The sequence below is a fragment of the Albidovulum sp. genome (assembly GCF_008933605.1).
GTDB lineage: Bacteria > Pseudomonadota > Alphaproteobacteria > Rhodobacterales > Rhodobacteraceae > Albidovulum.
Genome location: NZ_WBUS01000070.1, coordinates 1 through 17,775 on the forward strand (window position 1 = coordinate 1; position 17,775 = coordinate 17,775).

Below are 17,775 nucleotides of genomic sequence, written 5' to 3' on the forward strand. Positions count from 1 at the left end.
GATATGCACCGGCCGCGGCCGCGCCCCGTCGAACAGGGCGAAAGCCTGCGCCAGCACCGTCGCCAGTTCCTCGGGCCGGTGGACGGTCCGGCTGAAGGCGGCGACGCCCGCGACCAGCGCCTGCTGGTCCGGCAGTTCATGCAGCCAGCCCTCGCCCGACCCCATCCGCCCATGGGCGTTGACCGTCGAGATCACCAGCATCGGCACCGAATCCGCGTAAGCCTGCCCCATCGCGGTGACGATATTGGTCATCCCGGGCCCCGAGATGATGAAGCACACGCCGGGCCGGCCGCTGGCGCGCGCATAGCCGTCGGCCATGAAGCCCGCGCCCTGTTCGTGGCGCGGCGTGACATGGCGGATGCCGCTGCCCGCCAGCCCCCGGTATAGCTCGATCGTATGGACGCCCGGGATGCCGAATACCGTATCCACCCCATAGGTGCGCAGGAGATGCGTGAGATACACGCCGGTGCTGATGTCCATGGTCCGCCCTATGCCCTTGCCTGCCGCCGCGCGCGGCTGCGCGCCACCGCCGTCCTTGCCAGGACCACGGTCACGACGACGACGATCAGCACGACCGAGATCGCCGCGATGGCCGGATCGATGTTGTCGCGCAGCCCCATCCACATCAGCCGCGGCAGCGTCACCGCATCGACCGAGGTGATGAAGAGCGTCACGCCGATCTCCTCCCATGACAGCACGAAGGTGAGGAAGAGCGCCGTGAGGATGCCGAAGCGGATGTTGGGCAGTATCACCCGGCCGATCCGCGTCCAGAGACCGGCGCCCATGCTGCGCGCGGCAAGGTCGATGCGCCGGTCCACCTGTGCCAGCGCGACCGAGATCAGCACCACCGCGAAGGGCGCGATCATCACCGCGTGGGCCAGCGCCACCCCCGCCCAGGTGTCGTAGGCGACGACGCTGTTCACCTTGCTGAGCGTGATGAGGAAGAAGTAGAGCGTCAGCGCCGAGACGACCGGCGGCGCCACCATCGGCAGGAGCGCCAAGCCCATCAGCAGCCCGGCGAAGCGCGGCTGGAGCATCCAGATGCCCAGGCTGAACATGAGCGCGAGCCCCGTCGCCACGAGCGCGGCCACCACACCGATGCGGATCGACAGCCAGGCTCCTTCCGCCCAGGCCGGGTTCTCGACCAGCGCCCGGTAGTGGCGCAGCGACCATTCGGCATCGGGCACGGACAGATAGCGGGTCGGCGTGAAGCTGACCGGGATCACCGCGACAAGCGGCATCATCAGGAAGACCGCGACCAGCAGGGCCAGCGTCGCGGCCAGGGGTCCGGGGCGCAGCACGTTCATTTCGACGCCCCCTGCCGGACCTGCCGCATCATCGCCGCGAGAAGGACGCCGACCGCCAGCATCAGGATCACGCTGATCGCCGCGCCCAGCCCCCAGTCGGGGCTCTGGAAGATGCGCAGGTAGATGAGTTCGGCCACCATCACGCTCCTGCCGCCGCCAAGGATTGCCGGGGTGACGAAGAAGCCGAGCGCGAAGACGAAGACCACCAGGCCCGCGCCGAGGATGCCGGGCTTGGTCATCGGCACGAACACCTGCCAGAAGATCCGCGCCCGGCCCGCGCCCATGCCGCGGGCCGCCATCAGCACACGTTCGTCCACGCTGCGCATGGCCGAGGCCAGCGGGAACACCGCGAAGGGGATCAGGAAATGCGTCATCCCGACGATGACGCCGAATTCGTTGCGGACGAGCGTCAGCGGCTCGGACAAGAGGCCGAGCGACTGAAGCCAGCCGTTGATCAACCCCTTGTTCGACAGGAGCGCGAGCCAGCCGAAGGCGCGCGTCAGGACCGAGATCCAGAACGGGATCAGGATGCAAAGTTCGACGACGAGGCGCTGCACCGCGCTGCCCCGCACCCAGAGCAGGGTGATGACATAGGCCGCCGCCACGGCGGACACCGTCACCACCGCGCAGATGCGCAGCGTCCGCCAGAAGACCGTGAGCACCAGCGGGTCGCCGAGCGCCGTCCGGTATTGCCCGAGCCCCGGCTCGGGCAGCGTCACGCTCCAGCGCATCACGCCGAGGAACGGCACGAGGTAGGTCGCCGCCAGGAACAGCAGCAGGGGGCCGATCAGGAGGAGGAAGCGTGAAGGCTGGCTCATGGGCGTCTTTCGGGAATAGCCGCCCCCGTGACCGGCACGGGGCAGGGACGGGGGCGGCGCCGGATCAGGCCGAGATGATCTTGAGGTATTCGTCCAGCGCCGGGCCGTAGTTGGTCTCGTACCACGGCATGTCGAGCGGGATCTGCAGCGCGAAGTTGGCCGGGTCCACCGGGTTGAAGCGCGCGTCCTCGGGCGGCAGCAGCGCGTCGGCGGCGGGGTTCGCCGGCCCCTGGCCCAGCATGTTGAACATGATCACCTGCTTGGCCGGGTCCTGCGCCGAGGCGATGAACTTCATCGCGGTGTCCTTGCCGCCGGGATTGCCCTTGATCACCGCCATCGCGCCCGGCGCGATCAGGCCCTGGTCCCAGATGAACTTCACGTCGCCGCCCGAGTCTGTCTCGATCAGCCTGGCGCGGGTCGACCAGACCAGCGCCATCGACGCCTCGCCGTTCAGGAGCAGCGACTGGCTCTCCGATCCGCCGCCCCAGTAGGCGACGACGTTGCCCTTGAAGGCCGCGATCTTGTCATGCGCCCGCTTGAGGTCGAGCGGATAGAGCTGGTCCGGCGCCACGCCGTCGGCCAGAAGCGCGGCCTCCCACATCCCCGTGCCCCATTTGTAGAGCGCACGCTTTCCGGGAAACTTCTCGACGTCGAAGAAGTCGGCCATGCCCTTCGGCGGGTTGTCCCCGAACTTCGTCGCGTCGTAGGCGATGATGTAGGAGTAGAAGTAGCTCGATGCCGAGTATTCCCAGCCGAAGCCCTCGCGCATCTTGGCCTTGTCCACGACGGCGTAGTCGATGGGCTCCATCATGCCCTTCTTGCCCAGTGCCTCGGCCGAGAAGGGGTCTGCGTCCACGATGTCCCAGGCGGGCTTGCCGCTTTCGAACTGCGCCGCGATCGCGCCCTCGGTCGGGCCCGAGCCGTCCTGCTTCACAGTGACGCCGGCCTCCGCCAGGAAGGGCTTGCCATAGGCTTCGTCATAGGCGGCACCCGCGTCGCCGCCCCAGTTGACGAAGACCAGCTCGCCGCCCTGGGCGAAGGCCGCCGTGCCGCGCAGGCCAAGCGCGGTCGTGCCGAGAAGGGCGGCGGTGGCCTGCATGAAGCCGCGGCGCGAAATCTCGCCGCGCGCCGCGCGCAGTTTCAGGATTTCGACCTGATCTTTCAGAAAGTGTTCGTGCATCGTCATCTCCCGGTTGTCATTGTCGTTTCAGGTGCACCGCCCGGGGCAGGCCGGGCGGTGCGGTCACAGCAGGAAACCGCGCGTTTCCGACCAGCCGGCCCAGACGGGCGTGCCGGACTCCAGCCCCGCCGGAAGCTCGGCCGTGGGCAAGAGCAGCGTCAGATCGGCGCCGCCCGGCGTGACGAGCGCCAGCCGGGTCTCGGCGCCAAGGTAGGTCAGGTGATCCAGCCGCGCCGCGACGGCGTTTCCCGTCTCGGGCCGCGACAGGTGCAGGCGCATGTATTCGGGCCGGACCGCGAGGCTCGTGGTGCCGACATGGTCGGTGGCGGTCGCGCGAAGCGCCTGCCCCTCGAACTGCCCGCCGCCTCCGGCGCCGTCCGAAGAGGCTCCGGACAGGGGCAGGATGTTGATCTCGCCGAGGAATTCGGCAACGAAGCGGTTGGCGGGGCGTTCGTAGACCTCGCGCGGCGCGGCAAGTTGCTGCAACCGGCCCTTCTCGAAGATGGCGACGCGGGTCGACAGCGCCAGCGCCTCCGACTGGTCGTGGGTGACGAAGACGAATGTGGTGCCCGTCTCGCGGTGCAGGCGCCGCATCTCTTCCTGCATCTGACCGCGCAGGTTCTTGTCGAGCGCCGAGAAGGGTTCGTCAAGGAGGAGGACCGGCGGCTCGTAGACCAGCGCGCGGGCCAGGGCGACGCGCTGTTGCTGGCCGCCCGAAAGGCCCGACGGCCGCTTGTGCCCGTGCCCCCCCAGGCCCACCATCTCGACGATCTCGGCGACCCGCCGCTTCACCTCCGCGGCGGACCGTTTCTGCACTTTCAGCGGGAAGGCGATGTTCTCCTCCACGGTCATGTGGGGGAAGAGCGCATAGCCCTGGAACACCATGCCGAAGGCGCGCTCCTCCGCCGGCGTCCGGGTCATGTCGCGCCCGTCGAGCGTCAGCCGCCCGGCCGTCGGCGCCTCGAATCCGGAGAGGATCATGAGGAACGTCGTCTTGCCCGACCCGGACGGGCCGAGAAGCGTCAGGAACTCCCCCCGGCCGACGGTCAGGGTGATGTCCGCCAGCGCGGTGAACTCTCCGAAGTCCTTCCCGATCCCGGTCGCACCGATCTCTGCGGCTTTGGGTCTTGCCTGCATGGACACCTCCGACACGCGCCAATGCTAGGGGTCCGGTTCTCTGGCGACAAACGAAATGTTTTCGCGGCATCGGCAAACGAAACTTGCCGATGTGCCCCCCTCAGGCCATCGGCAGCTCGTCGGCCATCCAGCTCCGGAAGGCGGCGACGGCGGGGTTGGCGGCCTTTTCCGGCGGCACCACGAGGTAATACGACCGCGGCGAGCGGATGGCGAGGTCGAAGGGCCGGACGAGGATGCCCTGCGCCATCGCCTCGTGGCAGATGAACTCGTCGCCCATCGACATGCCCTGCGACGCGAGGGTGGCCGCATAGACGAGGTTCATGTCGGAGAACCGCTGGCCCGTCCGCGCCGCCTCTTCCGGCAGGCCGGCGAGGCGGAACCAGGTTATCCAGTCCTCGAAATCTGTCAGGTGCAGCAGATTGGCCTGCAGCACGCCGGCAAGGTCCGGCAGGCCGTCCAGCCGGTTCAGAAGCGCGGGGCTGCAGAGCGGGGTGAACTCCACCCGCTTCAGAAGCTCGACCTCCATGTCGGGCTGGTTGCCAAGGCCGAAGGCGATGAAGAGATCGACGTCGGGGTTGCTGACATCGTCGAGCCGCCGCGGCGTCACCAGCGAGAGCACAACGTCGGGGCAGGTCTCGCGGAAGCGGCCGACCTTGGGGCAAAGCCAGGACGAGGCGAAGCCGGGCGGGCAGCTGACGGTCAGCGTCCCGGTGACCCCGCGCCCCGCCTGCCGCGAGGCCGATCCGGCGATCACCGACAACGCGCGGCGCACATCCTCGGCATAGGCCTTGCCCTGCGGCGTCAACTCCGCCCGCGTTCCGACACGGTTCATCAGACGGAAGCCGAGGTCGCGCTCCAGGAGGCGAAGCTGGTGGCTGACGGCGCTGCGGGTCAGGTGCAGTTCGTCCGCCGCCTGCCAGACGGTGCCGTGGCGGGCGAAGCTTTCGAGCGCGCGAAGCGCCTGCGTCGAGGGGATGCGAGACATGGGCCGCCCTTCTGCCGATGCGCCATCCTAGCCGCCGCCGGGGCGGAGCGCCAGCTTAGGTGAAATCCGTTTGCCGAGACCGGGAAAAGGTTTCACTTTCGTACCGGCGGCGGGGCCGTGTAGCCATGTATTGCATGTGCCGGGTTCGCGCATGGCATCCGTATGGCATCCGTCCCGACACCGCACCCCGACGACGAGGAGGCCCATTGTGAGCGTTCCGCCCCTGTCCGCCGCGCAGACGACGGCCCTTGACCATGTCGCCCTGCGCGCCGCCGACCTTTCGGCATGGTGCGCGACGATCTTCGACCACGGCGAGACCGCCTGGCGCGAATACCGCTCGGCCGCCTGGTATGTCGCGCGGCTCCGGGCCGAGGGCTTCACGGTCGAGGAAGGCTCGGGCGGGATGCCCACCGCCTTCTGCGCCGAATGGTCGAACGGGTCCGGTCCCGTGATCGGCATGTATGCCGAATATGACGGCATCCCCGGCAATTGCCAGGTCGCCGCCACCCGGCGCGAGCCGCGTGCGGGGCTGGGCTATCAGGCGGGCGGCCATACCGATCCGCATTCGGGGCTGGGCATGGCCGGCCTTGGCGGCCTTCTGGCCACCAAGGCGGCGATGGAGAAGCATGGGCTGCGCGGCGGCCTGCGCTTTACCGGCGAGCCGGCGGAAAAGGTGCGCGGATCGAAGCCCATCCATGCCGCGAAGGGCTATTACGACGGGCTGGCGGCGATCCTGTCCTTCCACCCGTTCTACATGCTGCCCATGTGCAACACGGTCCGCTGGGACACGCATTGCGGCGCCGGCTGGTCGATGATCTACCGCTTCATCTGCGACGCGCCCGAGGGCTGGGGCCGGCACGACGGCGCACCGATCCCGCAGGCGCACAGCGCGGTCCGGGCGCCGGGGGCGAACGACGCGCTCAACATCATGTTCATGACCTCGAAAAGCTTGCGCGATTCGATGCTGCCGCATCAGGGCGGCTGGTCTATCTCCGAGGCGATCCTGACCGCCGGGCAGGCGACGGCCGACAACCTGCCCGCTGGCCTGGCCGAAATCCAGTACATGATGCGGGTGCCGACGATCGCCATGGCCGAACAGGTGACGGCGGTTCTCGACCGCAACGCCGCGGCGGCGGCGGCGATGACCGGCTGCCGCTGGGAACGCCACTGGGTGGCGAAGTCGCGCCCCGGCCTGGCCAACCACGCCATCGCCCGCACCGTCTGGGAGGCGATGCAGGCAGTGGGCGCGCCGGTCTGGGGCGCGGATGCGAGGCGCGTCGCCCGCGAGATTCAGGCGAACCTTGGCCTTCAGCCGATGGATGACCCTTTCATCCCGCAGATGTCGGACCTGATCGCCCCCGAGGCGGCCGAGGCGATCCTGCGGCGCGACCTGCCGCCCAGCCAGACCCATTCCACCTCGGACGACTATACCGACATGTGCTGGCACGCGCCGACGGCGCGGTTCTACGTGGCCCGGCCGGCGCTGCGCGGCCCCGATGGCTATGCCTATCCGGCCTGGGTGATGAACGCGCTGGGCGGCATTCCGGCCACCATCGACCCGATGGTGCAGACGGCGGCGAAGATCCTCGCGCTGTCGGCGCTCCGGCTTCTGGAGGACCCCGCGGCACGCGACGCGGCGATGGAAGAGTTCCGCGACAGGACCGGCGGGGGCATCGGCGGCAGCGCCTGGCTGGCGCCGCAATGCGACTATGACCCGCCCATCCATTTCCGCTGGCCCGAATACGTGACGACCCCGCGCGGACGCGACTGGTGGATCCCCTCCGCCATGCCCGGCGCCTGAACCCTGACAAGGAGAGCCCCGATGAACGCACCTGCCCGCTCCGAGCCCTTCAGCCTGCGCCGCCGCAACCCGAACGGCAGCACCAAGCCCCTGACAGGCTGGGGGTTCCGCAACGAGACCGACCGGCTGACCGACGTGCTGCTCGGCAGTCCGGCGCATCTGCGCCACCTCTCCACCAGTTCGCTGTCGCGCAAGCACCTGCGCGAGGCGCCCTGCAACATCCAGGCCGCGCAGGCCCAGCACAAGGAACTGGTCGCCGCCTACGAGCATTTCGGCGTCAGGGTCCACATGCACGAGCCGACCCCGGAACTGCCGATGCAGGTCTATGCCCGCGATTCGAGCGTGATGACCCCTTACGGCGCCTTCATCACCGCGATGGCCAACTGGTGGCGGCGCGGCGAGAACTATGCCGCGATCCGCACCTATGAGGCGCTCGGCATCCCGATCTACGACATGGTCACCGCCGGTACCTTCGAGGGCGGCGATTTCAACGTGATCGAGGAAGGCTGCGTGCTGATCGGCTGCGGCGGCGCCCGCACCCAGGAGGAAGGCGCGCGGCAGGTCAAGGATTGGTTCGACCGGGAGGGCTGGGAAACCCGGCTGGCGTTCATCGACGAATACTATGTGCATATCGACCTGATGGTGGTGCCGGTCGCGCCGAAGCTGACCGCCGTCTGCCTTGCCTGCACCGAACCCGGCATCGTCGACTGGCTGAAGGCGAAGGGGCACGAGATCATCGACGTGCCGTTCCAGGACACCATGGCGCTCGGCTGCAACTTCATGTCGCTGGGCGGCGACCGGGTGATCGCGCCGACCTCGTCGAAGACGCTGATCGGCCAGCTGAAGGCGCGCGGCTTCGAGGTGGCGGCCGTCGACATGTCGGAGATTTCCAAGACCGGCGGCGGCATCCACTGCATGGCGCAGGCGCTGAAGCGGGTGCCGTGACCGACCCCCGGCTCGACCGGCGGTTTCCCGACGCGGCGGCGATGGAAGCCGCCGCGCTGCGGCGGATGCCGGGATTCGTCCGCGACTATGTCGAAGGCGGCATCGGGCCCGAGGACGCGGCGGCGCGCAACATCGCCGAACTCAGGGCCGTGCGGCTGATGCCACGCTATCTGGTCGCGGACAGCGTGCCGGATACCAAGGTGACGGTGGCGGGCGCGGTCTGGTCCGCGCCCTTCGCGGTCGCCCCCCTCGGCCTCGGCGGGCTGATCTGGCCGGGCTGCGAGCCGGTCATCGCGCGCGCCACCGCGGCGGCGGGCATCGGGCATGTGCTGTCGACCTATGCGACGACCGCGATGGAGACGATCGCGCCCCTTGCCGGGCCGGGCGGCTGGTTCCAGCTCTACCCGCCCGCCGATCCGGGCATGGAGGCGGACATGATCGCCCGGGCGCGGGCGGCCGGCTATCCGGGGATCATGGTCACCGTCGACATTCCGGGCGCGACCCGCCGGCGCCGCGACATGCGCAGCGGGCTCGTCGTGCCGCCGCGGATCGGGCCGAGGATGCTGGCAGAGATCGCCGTCCGTCCCGCCTGGGCCTTCGGCATGGCCGGGCGCGGCATCCCGGACTTCGAGAACTTCTCGCGCTACTACCCCAGGGGCGGCGGGCTCGACGCGGCCGCCGAGTTCCTCGGGCGGATGATGACCGGCCACATCACCCCCGACCGGCTGGCGCGCATCCGCGCCGCCTGGCCGGGCAAGCTGATCGTCAAGGGTGTGCTTTCGGTCGCGGACGCCGACCTGGCACTGTCGCTCGGCGCCGACGGCATCGTCGTCTCGAACCACGGCGGTCGTCAGCTCGATGCCGCGCCGACCGCGCCGCAGGTCCTTCCCGGGATCCGCGCGCGGCTGGGGGAGGGGGCGCTGATCCTCGCCGACGGCGGCGTGCGCTCGGGCCTCGACATGGCGCGGATGGTCGCGCTCGGGGCCGACGCGGTGCTGGTCGGGCGACCGTTCCTTCACGCGGCGGCGGCGCTGGGGGCGCGGGGCCCGGGGCACCTGATCGCCGTCCTCCGGGCGGAGCTTGAGACCGCGATGGTGCAGCTTGGCTGCGCGCGGCTGACGGACCTGCGCGGCTGTTTCTGGCGGGGAGAGGACGGATGACGCTTCTTGACGAGCTTGCCGCGCTGCTCGGTCCGCAGGGATGCCTGACCGGCGACCGGGTGCCCGAGGCGGCGCGGAGCGACGCGAGCCGCAGCGGGCGCGCGCTGCCACGGGCGCTCCTGCGACCTGCCTCGGTCGAGGAAGTGTCGCAAGCGCTGGCGCTCTGCCACGCGGCAGGCCAGACGGTGGTGCCGCAGGGCGGCCTCACCGGCCTTGCCGGCGGCGCCAATCCGCGTGCCGACGACATCGCGCTGTCGCTCCAGCGGCTGGCCGGGATCGAGGAGATCGACCGCGGCGCGGCGACGATGACGCTGAAGGCCGGGACCATTCTCCAGACCGCGCAGGAGGCGGCGGCAGAGGCGGGGTTCCTGTTCCCGGTCGATCTCGGCGCGCGGGGAAGCTGCACCGTGGGCGGGAACATCGCCACCAATGCCGGCGGGCTCCGGGTGATCCGCGACGGCATGACCCGCGACAACGTCCTCGGACTCGAGGTGGTGCTGGCCGACGGCAGCGTGCTCACGAACCTCGGCAAGATGGTGAAGAACAACACCGGCTACGACCTGCGGCACCTCTTCGCGGGGTCGGAGGGCACCCTGGGCATCGTCACCCGCGCGGTGTTCCGGCTGCGGCCTCTGCCGCGCGCAAGGGCGACGGCGCTCTGCGCGCTAGAAACCTACGGAGATGTGCTGGCCTTCCTCGCCCTTGCCCGGGCGGACCTGCCGGGGCTTTCCGCCTTCGAGGCGATGTGGCGCGACTATTTCGCGCTGAACCAGTCGCTCGCCGGCCTCCGCCTCTTTCCCGACCCGCCGGCGTTCGCGGTGATCGTCGAGGCGCAGGCCGACACGCCCGTGCTGGAAGCCTTCCTCGCGCAGGCCTACGAGGCCGAACTCGTCGCCGACGCGCTCGTCGCCCAGACCGAGGCCGAGGCCCGCGATTTCTGGACGGTGCGCGAGGGCCATGCGATGGATGCGCACCTGCCGGGGATGATCAATCTCGACGTCTCGATGCCGGTCGGGCGGCTCGACGATTTCGCCCGGGCCTGCCGCGAGGCGGTGCTGGCGCGCTTCCCGGGCGCGCATGTCTCGTTCTTCGGCCATGTCGGCGACAGCAACCTGCATGTCGCGGTGGCCGTGCCGGGCGGGGCCGGGGATGCGGACCACGCTGTCGACGGGATCGCCTATGGCCTCGTGCGCGAGTTTGGCGGCTCGGTCTCGGCCGAACACGGGATCGGCACGCTGAAGCGAGATTGGCTCGATCACTCGCGCAGCCCGACCGAGATCGCCGCGATGCGCGCGATCAAGGCCGCGCTCGACCCGCATTTCATCCTCAACCCGGGCAAGGTGCTTCCACGCTGACCGCTTTCGGCGCTGGCCGGCGTCGCACGGAACGCGAAACCGCCGGGCGGAGCGGACCGCGCCCGTGGCGGTTGAAATGTGCGTAGGGACCGTTTAACCCTCTCTGTCGACAAGATGTTCAACGAGTGACAGGAGAGCGGCGCGTGGATACGGAAAGCGAACGCGATGCCCAGTCGGCGCGCAAGCGCGGCTCCGGCGTCAGGATCGTCTATGAACTCCTGCGGGACGAGATCATCGACCTCTCGCTGCCACCGGGCAGCCCGGTCGACGAGGTCCAGCTCGCCGAGAGGTTCGGCATGTCGCGCACGCCGATCCGCGAGGCGCTCGTCCGCCTCGCGGGGGAGGGGCTGGTCGAGAACCTGCCGAACCGCTCCACCATCGTCTCTAACATCGACTTCGTGAACCTGCATACGTTCTTCGATGCGATCACGCTGATGTACCGCGTGACGACCCGGCTCGCCGGGCAATACCACCGACCTGCGGACCTCGCGGACATCCGCAGGCACCAGGCCCGTTTTGTCGCCGCCGTTGCCGCGGAGGATGCCCTGTCGATGATTGCGGCCAACCGCGACTTCCATGCGGCGATTGCCGTTGCGGGGCGCAATCCCTATTTCACCGGCCTCTTCCTGCGGCTCCTCGACGAGGGGCGGCGCATCTTCAGGCTCTACTACCAGTCCTTCGACGATCGGCTGCCGCAGGAATACGCCACCGAGCATGACGGGATCATTGCGGCCATCGCGGCCCGCGACATCGATCTCTGCGACCGGCTCGCGCGCGCCCATGCGGATCAGATCGTCCGGCAGATCCAGGCCTTCGTGGCGCGCGACCAGAGACAGGACATCGCGCTCTGACCGGTGTCCGGTTTTTGTCGACAAATAAAATGCAACGACTAATATGACCACAGATTCGGCGGCCGCTGTGACCGCGCCGAACCCGCTGGATAGGGAGCCGCATGATGGACACCGCGATTTTCACTGGGGTTATCCCCGCGCTGATGACGCCCTGCAGGGCGGATCGGACGCCCGACTTCGATGCGCTCGTCCGCAAGGCCGGAGAGCTCATCGCAGCCGGCATGTCGGCGGTCGTCTACTGCGGCTCTATGGGGGACTGGCCGCTCCTGACCGACGCGCAGCGGATGGAGGGCGTCGAGCGGCTGGTGCAGGCCGGCTATCCCGTGATCGTCGGCACCGGCGCGGTGAACTCCGCCGCGGCGGTGGCCCATGCCGCGCATGCGCAGAAGGTCGGGGCCGCGGGCCTCATGGTGATCCCGCGGGTCCTGTCGCGCGGCAACTCGCCCGTCGCGCAGCGCCACCATTTCAAGGCGATCCTCTCGGCGGCACCCGACCTGCCGGCGGTCATCTACAACAGCCCCTACTACGGGTTCGAGACCAAGGCCGATCTCTTCTTCGCGCTCCGCGCGGAGCATCCGAACCTCGTCGGCTTCAAGGAGTTCGGCGGCGCGAAGGCGATGACCTATGCCGCCGAACAGATCACCAGCGCCGATGACAGCGTCATCCTGATGGCGGGCGTCGATACCGGGGTCTACCACGGCTACGTGAAATGCGGCGCGACGGGAACGATCACCGGCATCGGCAACGTCCTCCCGAAGGAGATCCTGCATTTCGTGGCGCTCGCCAAGGCGGCGGCAACCGGTGATCTGGACGCCCGTCAGCGCGCGCGCGAACTCGGCGAGGCGCTGGAGGTGCTGTCCTCCTGGGACGAGGGGACCGACCTCGTGCTCTACTACAAGCACATGATGGTGCTTCAGGGCGACCGCGAATACACGCTGCACTTCAACCCGACCGACGAACTGATGCCGAGCCAGCGCGTCTGGGCGGAAACCCAGTTCCGTCAGTTCCGGACCTGGTATGCGGAGTGGAGCAAGTTGCCGGGCGCGGTGCAGAAGTACCGGGCCTGACCCCGTCGCAGTGCCCGGGCCCCCTCCCGCGCGGGAGGGGGAGGCCGTCCCGGTTCCCCTGCGTCAGTCCACTGCGTCAAGTCCGTGGGCGAGAAGCCGGTCGAGCTGCTTCGCCTCGGCGTCGGTCAGGGTGACGCCGTCGCTCAGGGCGCGGGCGCGGGCGGCAAACCGGCGCTCGGAGGGCAGGCGGGCGCCCTGGCCCTTGATCGCCTCGAAGAGCCGCTCGGCCCGGGCGAAGGGGTCACCCTCGCGTCCGGCGGCAAAGGCCGCCGGCGACAGCGCGAGGATCAGTTCGCCGTGCATCGGCGCGAGCGTCGTGGTCCCGAGGACGTCGAGTACCTCGGGGCTGGTCAGGTCGCCGATCATCACGCCGGCGAGAAGCTCGATCATCGTGCCGATGGCCGAGCCCTTGTGGCCGCCGAAGGGCAGCATGGCGCCGGCAAGCGCGGCGGCTGGGTCGGTCGTCGGCTGCCCGGCGTCGTCGATGGCCCAGCCCTCGGGCAGGGCCCGTCCGGCGCGGCGGTGCAGTTCGATCTCGCCGCGCGCCACGACCGAGGTGGCGAAGTCGAAGACATAGGGCGGCCGTCCGGGGCGGGGCCAGCCGAAGGCGATGGGATTGGTGCCGAGGAGCGGGCTCTTCCCGCCCGCGGGCGCGACCGAGGCATAGCTCGGGCACATCACCAGTGCCGCCAGTCCCCGGTCGGTGACCGCCTCCACCTCCGGCCAGAGCGCGGCAAAATGGGTGCAGTCGTTGACCACGAGCGCCGCGAGCCCGAGGTCCCGCGCACGCTCGGCCAAGAGCGGCAGACCGATCTCGAAGGCCGGGTTGGAGAAGCCGCCGCGCGCATCGACCCTGACGATTCCCCGGCTCACCGAGGGCAGGATCTCGGGTCGGGCGTCACCGCGGACCTTGCCGGCCTTGAGCGTGCGCAGACTGCCCTCGATGCGGTAGATGCCATGCGACTTGCAGCCGTCGCGTTCGCCCGCAGTGATCACGCGGGCGAGCGCGGACGATTGCTGGTCGTTCATCCCGGCGCGCATCAGGATCGCCTCGACCCGTGCCTGAAGTGCCGGGATGGAGAGTGTCTGGCTCATGCGTTGCCTCCTGCTGCCGTCACAAGGGAGTGGTCAGCCTACTGCATACATCATGTGCACAATCGGGCAAGTCTGTTCCGAAAACCGAAGGCGGCGGCCCCGGAACGGAGGGCGACGCGGGGCCGTCACGCCGGGCAGGGCGGCTGTCTTGTATAATTCTTGTATAATTCGATTGATTTGTGCCGGCTCAGGCGGGATAGTCGGAACAAGTGGGAATCATAATCTTCAACCCAGGGAGTGAACCATGAGAACATCCATCCTTGCCGCTTGGGCCGTCGCCGCGACGGCTGTCGCCCTGCCTGCGCAGGCCGACAAGCTCGACGACATCATCGCTTCCGGCACGCTGCGTTGCGCCGTCGTGCTCGACTTCCCGCCGATGGGCTCGCGCGATGCGCAGAACAACCCGATCGGTTTCGACGTCGACTATTGCAGCGACCTTGCCGCGGCGCTCGGCGTCACGGCCGAGGTGGTGGAAACCACCTTCCCGGAGCGGATTCCGGCGCTGATGTCCGGCTCGGTCGACGTTGCCGTCGCCTCCACCTCGGACACGCTCGAGCGGGCGAAGACGGTCGGTTTCACGATCCCCTACTATTCCTTCGAGAACGCCGTCGTGGCCAACGAGAAGGTCGAGATGAGCAACTGGGAAGGCATGAAGGGCAAGGTCGTGGGCGCCACCGCGGGCACCTACGAGGCGATCTGGCTCGAAGGCAAGGTGAAGGAGTGGGGCGAGGGCGAGTTCCGTCCCTACCAGAACCAGGCCGACGTCTTCCTGGCGCTGAGCCAGGGTCAGCTCGACGCCACCGTGTCGACCGTCGAGGTGGCCGAGGCCAACGTGAAATCCGGCAACTTCCCCGGCATCAAGATCGTCGACAAGGCGCCGATGGTGCCGGACTACGTGGCGCTGATCACGCTGCGCGAGGAGTACGGCCTGATCAACTACATGAACCTGTTCATCAACCAGCAGGTCCGTACGGGCCGCTATGCCGAACTCTACAAGAAGTGGGTCGGCGAGGGCGAGCCCGCCGACCTCACGGTCAAGGGCGTCTATCGCTGAGGTAGGCTTCTCCGGGTGATGCGGGTATGATCCCGCATCACCCCATGTCCGCGGACAGGCACGGTCATGTTCAACTACAACTTCCGCTGGGCACAGGCGCTCAACTCGCTTCCGCAGATGCTGGAAGGGGCGCTCGTCACGATGGAGATCGCCATCCTCTCGATGGCCGTCGGAATAGTGGTCGCAATCTTCCTCACCGTGTTCCGGCTGTCGGGGCAGCGGGTCCTCGCGGCGGTGGCGACCATCTGGGTCGAGGTCGCGCGGAACACGCCGGCGCTCTTCCAGATCTACATGGTCCACTTCGGGCTCGGCAGCTTCGGCATCCATCTGTCGCCCTACCTCTCGCTGCTGATCGGCATCACCTTCAACAACGCGGGCTACCTGGCCGAGAACTTCCGCGGCGCGCTGAAGGCGATCCCCGACACCCAGACCCGCGCCGCCCGCTCGCTCGGCATGTCCGCGGGACAGGCCTTCGCCAACGTTGTCATGCCGCAGATGCTGCGCATCTCGTTCCTGCCGATGACCAACCAGATGGTCTGGGCCATCCTGATGACCTCGCTCGGAGCGGTGGTTGCGATGAACACCGACCTTTACGGCGTGACCAGCGACCTGAACGCCCGCACCTTCCGCACCTTCGAACTCTTCGCCATCGCGGCGGTGATCTTCTACCTGATCACCAAGGCGATCACCCTCGCCGCGCGCCTGCTCGCGGCGCGGCTCTTCCGGTACTGAGGGGGCGCGATGTTCGACACCGCACTGACCGCGAACGACCTCATCTTCCTCGCCAAGGGGGCGGGGATGACGCTGATCGTCACCGGCATCTCGGTGCTCCTCGGAACGATCCTCGGCATCCTCTTCGGCGTCTTCCGCTACCAGGTGGGGCCGTGGTGGGCGGCGCCGCTGACCTTCGTCCTGGACATCTTCCGCTCCATCCCCCTGCTGATCCAGCTCGTGCTGGCCAATGCCTTCGTCACGACCGTGCTCGGCTTCCGAATCTCGGGGTTCACGGTCGCCTGTGGGGTGCTGTCGCTCTACACCTCCGCCTACTGCGCCGAGATCGTGCGCGGCGGGATCGAGTCGGTGCCGACGACCCTGCGCCGAGCCGCGCGGTCGCTCGGCATGACCTGGGGGCAGGACATGCGCTCGATCGTGCTGCCGCTGGCGACACGGGTCGCGCTGCCGTCGTGGATCGGCCTCGCGCTCGGCGTCATGAAGGATTCGGCTCTGGTGTTCATCGTCCAGGTCGTCGAGCTTCTGAAGTCGACCCAGATCCTGATCACGCGCCTGCAGGAGCCGTTGTTCCTGCTGATGATCTGCGGCCTGTTCTACTTCGTCATCTCCTTCCCCGTCGCGCGGCTCGGCGGGTACCTCGAAAGACGGTGGTCCAATGATTGAGATCGAGAACGTCCGCAAATCCTTCGGCCCGCTCGAAGTGCTCAAGGGGATCAACCTCACCGTGCAGAAGGGCGAGGTGCTGACCGTCATCGGCGGGTCGGGCTCGGGCAAGTCGACGCTCCTGACCTGCATCAACGGGCTCGAACCGATCGATTCCGGACGCATCCTCGTGGACGGGATCGAGGTCCACGCCAAGACCACGGACCTCAACAAGCTGCGCCGCAAGATCGGGATCGTGTTCCAGCAGTGGAACGCCTTCCCGCATCTCACGGTGGTCGAGAACGTCATGCTGGCGCAGGTGAAGGTGCTGAAACGGTCCAAGGCCGAGGCCGAAGCCGAGGCGGTCCGGCAACTGAAGCATGTCGGGCTGTCCGACAAGCTGAACGTCTATCCCTCGCGACTCTCGGGCGGGCAGCAGCAGCGCATGGCCATCGCCCGGGCGCTCGCGATGTCGCCGGACTACATGCTCTTCGACGAGGTGACCTCGGCGCTTGACCCGCAACTCGTGGGTGAGGTGCTGGACACGCTCAGGATGCTGGCCTCGGAGGGAATGACCATGATCTGCGTCACGCACGAAATGAAGTTCGCCCGGGAAGTTTCTGACCGCGTGGCATTTTTTGACAAGGGCGTGATGGCGGAGATCGCGCCGCCCGAAGAATTGTTCGGGGCACCGAAGGATCCGGAGCTGCGGAAGTTCCTGGCGGCCACGCACTGAGACCGGATCGGGAATGGCAAGGCAGGTGATCGTCGTTGGGGCCGGGGTCATCGGCCTGTCCGTCGCGCTGGCCGCGCAGGCGCGCGGGCACGCCGTCGCCGTCCTCGACCGCGAGGGACCGGCTGCGGGGGCCTCGGCCGGCACCGCAGGCGCCTTCGCCTTCACCGACATCCTGCCGCTGGCCTCGCCGGGCATCCTGCGCAAGGCGCCGAAGTGGCTGATCGACCCTCTCGGGCCGCTCACCGTGCCGCCGGCCTATGCGCCGAGGATCGCGCCGTGGATGTTCCGGTTCTGGCGGGCCTGTTCGCCCGGGCAGGTGCGCCGCTCCACCGTCGCCCAGACGGCGCTGATGGACCTCTCGAAGGCCGAGCTCGAGCCCTTCATGGAAGCCACCGGCACGCGTGGAATGCTGCGCAAGGAGGGTAACCTGCAGGTCTACGAGGGCGCGGCGGAATTCAGTGCCTCGCTTGCCGGCTGGAAGGCGCGGGAGGAGCACGGGATCGCCTTCCAGCATCTCGACGCTGCGGGGATGGCGGAGATCCAGCCCGGCCTCAGCCCCCGCTTCACCCACGGCACCTTCACGCCCGGCTGGTATTCCATCGCCGACCCGAAGCTTTACGTCCTCGCCCTGGCCGAGCGGTTCCTGTCCGGAGGCGGACGGATCGAGCGGGCCGAGGTGGCGGGCCTCCGCCCCGCCGGGGTCGGGGTGGCGCTGCGGCTGGCCGACGGGACGGAGCGCACGGCAGAGCGCGTGGTCCTGGCGGCAGGCGCCCATTCGCGGCGGATGGCGGCGCAGCTCGGCGACCGGGTGCCACTGGAGACGGAGCGCGGCTACAACACCACGCTGCCGCAGGCGGCCTTCGACCTGCGTACGCAGATCACCTTCGGGGGGCACGGCTTCGTCGTGACG

18 protein-coding genes are annotated in these 17,775 nt (G+C 68.7%); 11 read left to right on the forward strand and 7 right to left on the reverse strand.

From position 1 onward, the window contains the following. From F9K34_RS10650 to F9K34_RS10675, 6 genes are all read right to left on the reverse strand, one after another. Positions 1 to 480, reverse strand: a 480-nt coding sequence (locus F9K34_RS10650) for a thiamine pyrophosphate-binding protein (protein WP_291336945.1), incomplete at its 3' end; no start/stop codon positions are given. An 8-nt stretch (positions 481 to 488) separates the two neighbouring features. Further along, the gene (locus tag F9K34_RS10655) at positions 489 to 1,307 is read right to left on the reverse strand and encodes an ABC transporter permease (RefSeq protein ID WP_291336946.1); all 819 of its coding nucleotides are present in this window, start codon (positions 1,305 to 1,307) and stop codon (positions 489 to 491) included. Then, complete coding sequence (locus tag F9K34_RS10660; RefSeq protein WP_291336947.1) at positions 1,304 to 2,125, reverse strand: ABC transporter permease; 822 nt, start codon at positions 2,123 to 2,125, stop codon at positions 1,304 to 1,306. Before F9K34_RS10660 ends, F9K34_RS10655 begins: the two co-directional genes overlap by 4 nt. Positions 2,126 to 2,189: 64 nt before the next feature. Beyond that, positions 2,190 to 3,305 carry an ABC transporter substrate-binding protein gene (locus F9K34_RS10665; RefSeq protein WP_291336948.1) on the reverse strand — a complete coding sequence of 372 codons (1,116 nt, stop codon included), beginning with the start codon at positions 3,303 to 3,305 and terminating at the stop codon, positions 2,190 to 2,192. Between the two features lie 63 nt (positions 3,306 to 3,368). After that, positions 3,369 to 4,442: an ABC transporter ATP-binding protein gene (locus F9K34_RS10670; protein ID WP_291336949.1), complete on the reverse strand. Its 1,074-nt coding sequence runs from the start codon at positions 4,440 to 4,442 to the stop codon at positions 3,369 to 3,371. A gap of 100 nt (positions 4,443 to 4,542) precedes the next feature. Further along, a complete protein-coding gene (locus tag F9K34_RS10675) occupies positions 4,543 to 5,427 on the reverse strand; it encodes a LysR substrate-binding domain-containing protein (RefSeq protein WP_291336950.1) in 885 nt (294 codons plus the stop codon). 208 nt (positions 5,428 to 5,635) lie between these two features. Here F9K34_RS10675 and F9K34_RS10680 point away from each other — a divergent pair, with 208 nt between their 5' ends. From F9K34_RS10680 to F9K34_RS10705, 6 genes are all read left to right on the forward strand, one after another. Next, positions 5,636 to 7,228, forward strand: a complete 1,593-nt coding sequence (locus F9K34_RS10680) for an amidohydrolase (protein WP_291336951.1) — start codon at positions 5,636 to 5,638, stop codon at positions 7,226 to 7,228. A gap of 21 nt (positions 7,229 to 7,249) precedes the next feature. Beyond that, positions 7,250 to 8,173, forward strand: a complete 924-nt coding sequence (locus F9K34_RS10685) for a dimethylarginine dimethylaminohydrolase family protein (RefSeq protein WP_291336952.1) — start codon at positions 7,250 to 7,252, stop codon at positions 8,171 to 8,173. Then, entirely contained in the window at positions 8,170 to 9,333 is a 1,164-nt protein-coding gene (locus tag F9K34_RS10690) for an alpha-hydroxy acid oxidase (RefSeq protein ID WP_291336953.1), read from the forward strand. The genes F9K34_RS10685 and F9K34_RS10690 overlap by 4 nt, the downstream gene beginning before the upstream one ends. Continuing rightward, positions 9,330 to 10,688 carry an FAD-binding oxidoreductase gene (locus F9K34_RS10695; protein ID WP_291336954.1) on the forward strand — a complete coding sequence of 453 codons (1,359 nt, stop codon included), beginning with the start codon at positions 9,330 to 9,332 and terminating at the stop codon, positions 10,686 to 10,688. Before F9K34_RS10690 ends, F9K34_RS10695 begins: the two co-directional genes overlap by 4 nt. A 143-nt stretch (positions 10,689 to 10,831) precedes the next feature. Then, positions 10,832 to 11,539, forward strand: a complete 708-nt coding sequence (locus tag F9K34_RS10700; protein WP_291336955.1) for a GntR family transcriptional regulator — start codon at positions 10,832 to 10,834, stop codon at positions 11,537 to 11,539. A 104-nt stretch (positions 11,540 to 11,643) separates the two neighbouring features. Continuing rightward, a complete protein-coding gene (locus F9K34_RS10705) occupies positions 11,644 to 12,606 on the forward strand; it encodes a dihydrodipicolinate synthase family protein (protein WP_291336956.1) in 963 nt (320 codons plus the stop codon). 63 nt (positions 12,607 to 12,669) lie between these two features. Here F9K34_RS10705 and F9K34_RS10710 read toward each other — a convergent pair whose 3' ends face one another. Next, positions 12,670 to 13,701: an Ldh family oxidoreductase gene (locus tag F9K34_RS10710; RefSeq protein ID WP_291336957.1), complete on the reverse strand. Its 1,032-nt coding sequence runs from the start codon at positions 13,699 to 13,701 to the stop codon at positions 12,670 to 12,672. A gap of 244 nt (positions 13,702 to 13,945) precedes the next feature. On the opposite strand from F9K34_RS10710, the gene F9K34_RS10715 reads away from it, so the two are divergent. From F9K34_RS10715 to F9K34_RS10735, 5 genes are all read left to right on the forward strand, one after another. After that, positions 13,946 to 14,755, forward strand: coding sequence for a transporter substrate-binding domain-containing protein (locus F9K34_RS10715; protein ID WP_291336958.1), 810 nt, complete (start codon positions 13,946 to 13,948; stop codon positions 14,753 to 14,755). Positions 14,756 to 14,821: 66 nt separating this feature from the next. Continuing rightward, entirely contained in the window at positions 14,822 to 15,487 is a 666-nt protein-coding gene (locus F9K34_RS10720) for an amino acid ABC transporter permease (RefSeq protein ID WP_291336959.1), read from the forward strand. Between the two features lie 9 nt (positions 15,488 to 15,496). Beyond that, positions 15,497 to 16,150, forward strand: coding sequence for an amino acid ABC transporter permease (locus tag F9K34_RS10725; protein ID WP_291336960.1), 654 nt, complete (start codon positions 15,497 to 15,499; stop codon positions 16,148 to 16,150). Continuing rightward, positions 16,143 to 16,865, forward strand: a complete 723-nt coding sequence (locus F9K34_RS10730) for an amino acid ABC transporter ATP-binding protein (protein ID WP_291336961.1) — start codon at positions 16,143 to 16,145, stop codon at positions 16,863 to 16,865. The genes F9K34_RS10725 and F9K34_RS10730 overlap by 8 nt, the downstream gene beginning before the upstream one ends. A 13-nt stretch (positions 16,866 to 16,878) precedes the next feature. Then, on the forward strand, positions 16,879 to 17,775 hold an 897-nt coding region (locus F9K34_RS10735), incomplete at its 3' end, for an NAD(P)/FAD-dependent oxidoreductase (RefSeq protein WP_291336962.1).

Coding starts and splice junctions, on each gene's coding strand:
- F9K34_RS10655 (WP_291336946.1), bottom strand. CDS start 1,307: ATGAACGTGCTGCGCCCCGGACCCCTGGCCGCGACGCTGGCCCTGCTG.
- F9K34_RS10660 (WP_291336947.1), bottom strand. CDS start 2,125: ATGAGCCAGCCTTCACGCTTCCTCCTCCTGATCGGCCCCCTGCTGCTG.
- F9K34_RS10665 (WP_291336948.1), bottom strand. CDS start 3,305: ATGCACGAACACTTTCTGAAAGATCAGGTCGAAATCCTGAAACTGCGC.
- F9K34_RS10670 (WP_291336949.1), bottom strand. CDS start 4,442: ATGCAGGCAAGACCCAAAGCCGCAGAGATCGGTGCGACCGGGATCGGG.
- F9K34_RS10675 (WP_291336950.1), bottom strand. CDS start 5,427: ATGTCTCGCATCCCCTCGACGCAGGCGCTTCGCGCGCTCGAAAGCTTC.
- F9K34_RS10685 (WP_291336952.1), top strand. CDS start 7,250: ATGAACGCACCTGCCCGCTCCGAGCCCTTCAGCCTGCGCCGCCGCAAC.
- F9K34_RS10695 (WP_291336954.1), top strand. CDS start 9,330: ATGACGCTTCTTGACGAGCTTGCCGCGCTGCTCGGTCCGCAGGGATGC.
- F9K34_RS10705 (WP_291336956.1), top strand. CDS start 11,644: ATGGACACCGCGATTTTCACTGGGGTTATCCCCGCGCTGATGACGCCC.
- F9K34_RS10710 (WP_291336957.1), bottom strand. CDS start 13,701: ATGAGCCAGACACTCTCCATCCCGGCACTTCAGGCACGGGTCGAGGCG.
- F9K34_RS10715 (WP_291336958.1), top strand. CDS start 13,946: ATGAGAACATCCATCCTTGCCGCTTGGGCCGTCGCCGCGACGGCTGTC.
- F9K34_RS10720 (WP_291336959.1), top strand. CDS start 14,822: ATGTTCAACTACAACTTCCGCTGGGCACAGGCGCTCAACTCGCTTCCG.
- F9K34_RS10725 (WP_291336960.1), top strand. CDS start 15,497: ATGTTCGACACCGCACTGACCGCGAACGACCTCATCTTCCTCGCCAAG.
- F9K34_RS10730 (WP_291336961.1), top strand. CDS start 16,143: ATGATTGAGATCGAGAACGTCCGCAAATCCTTCGGCCCGCTCGAAGTG.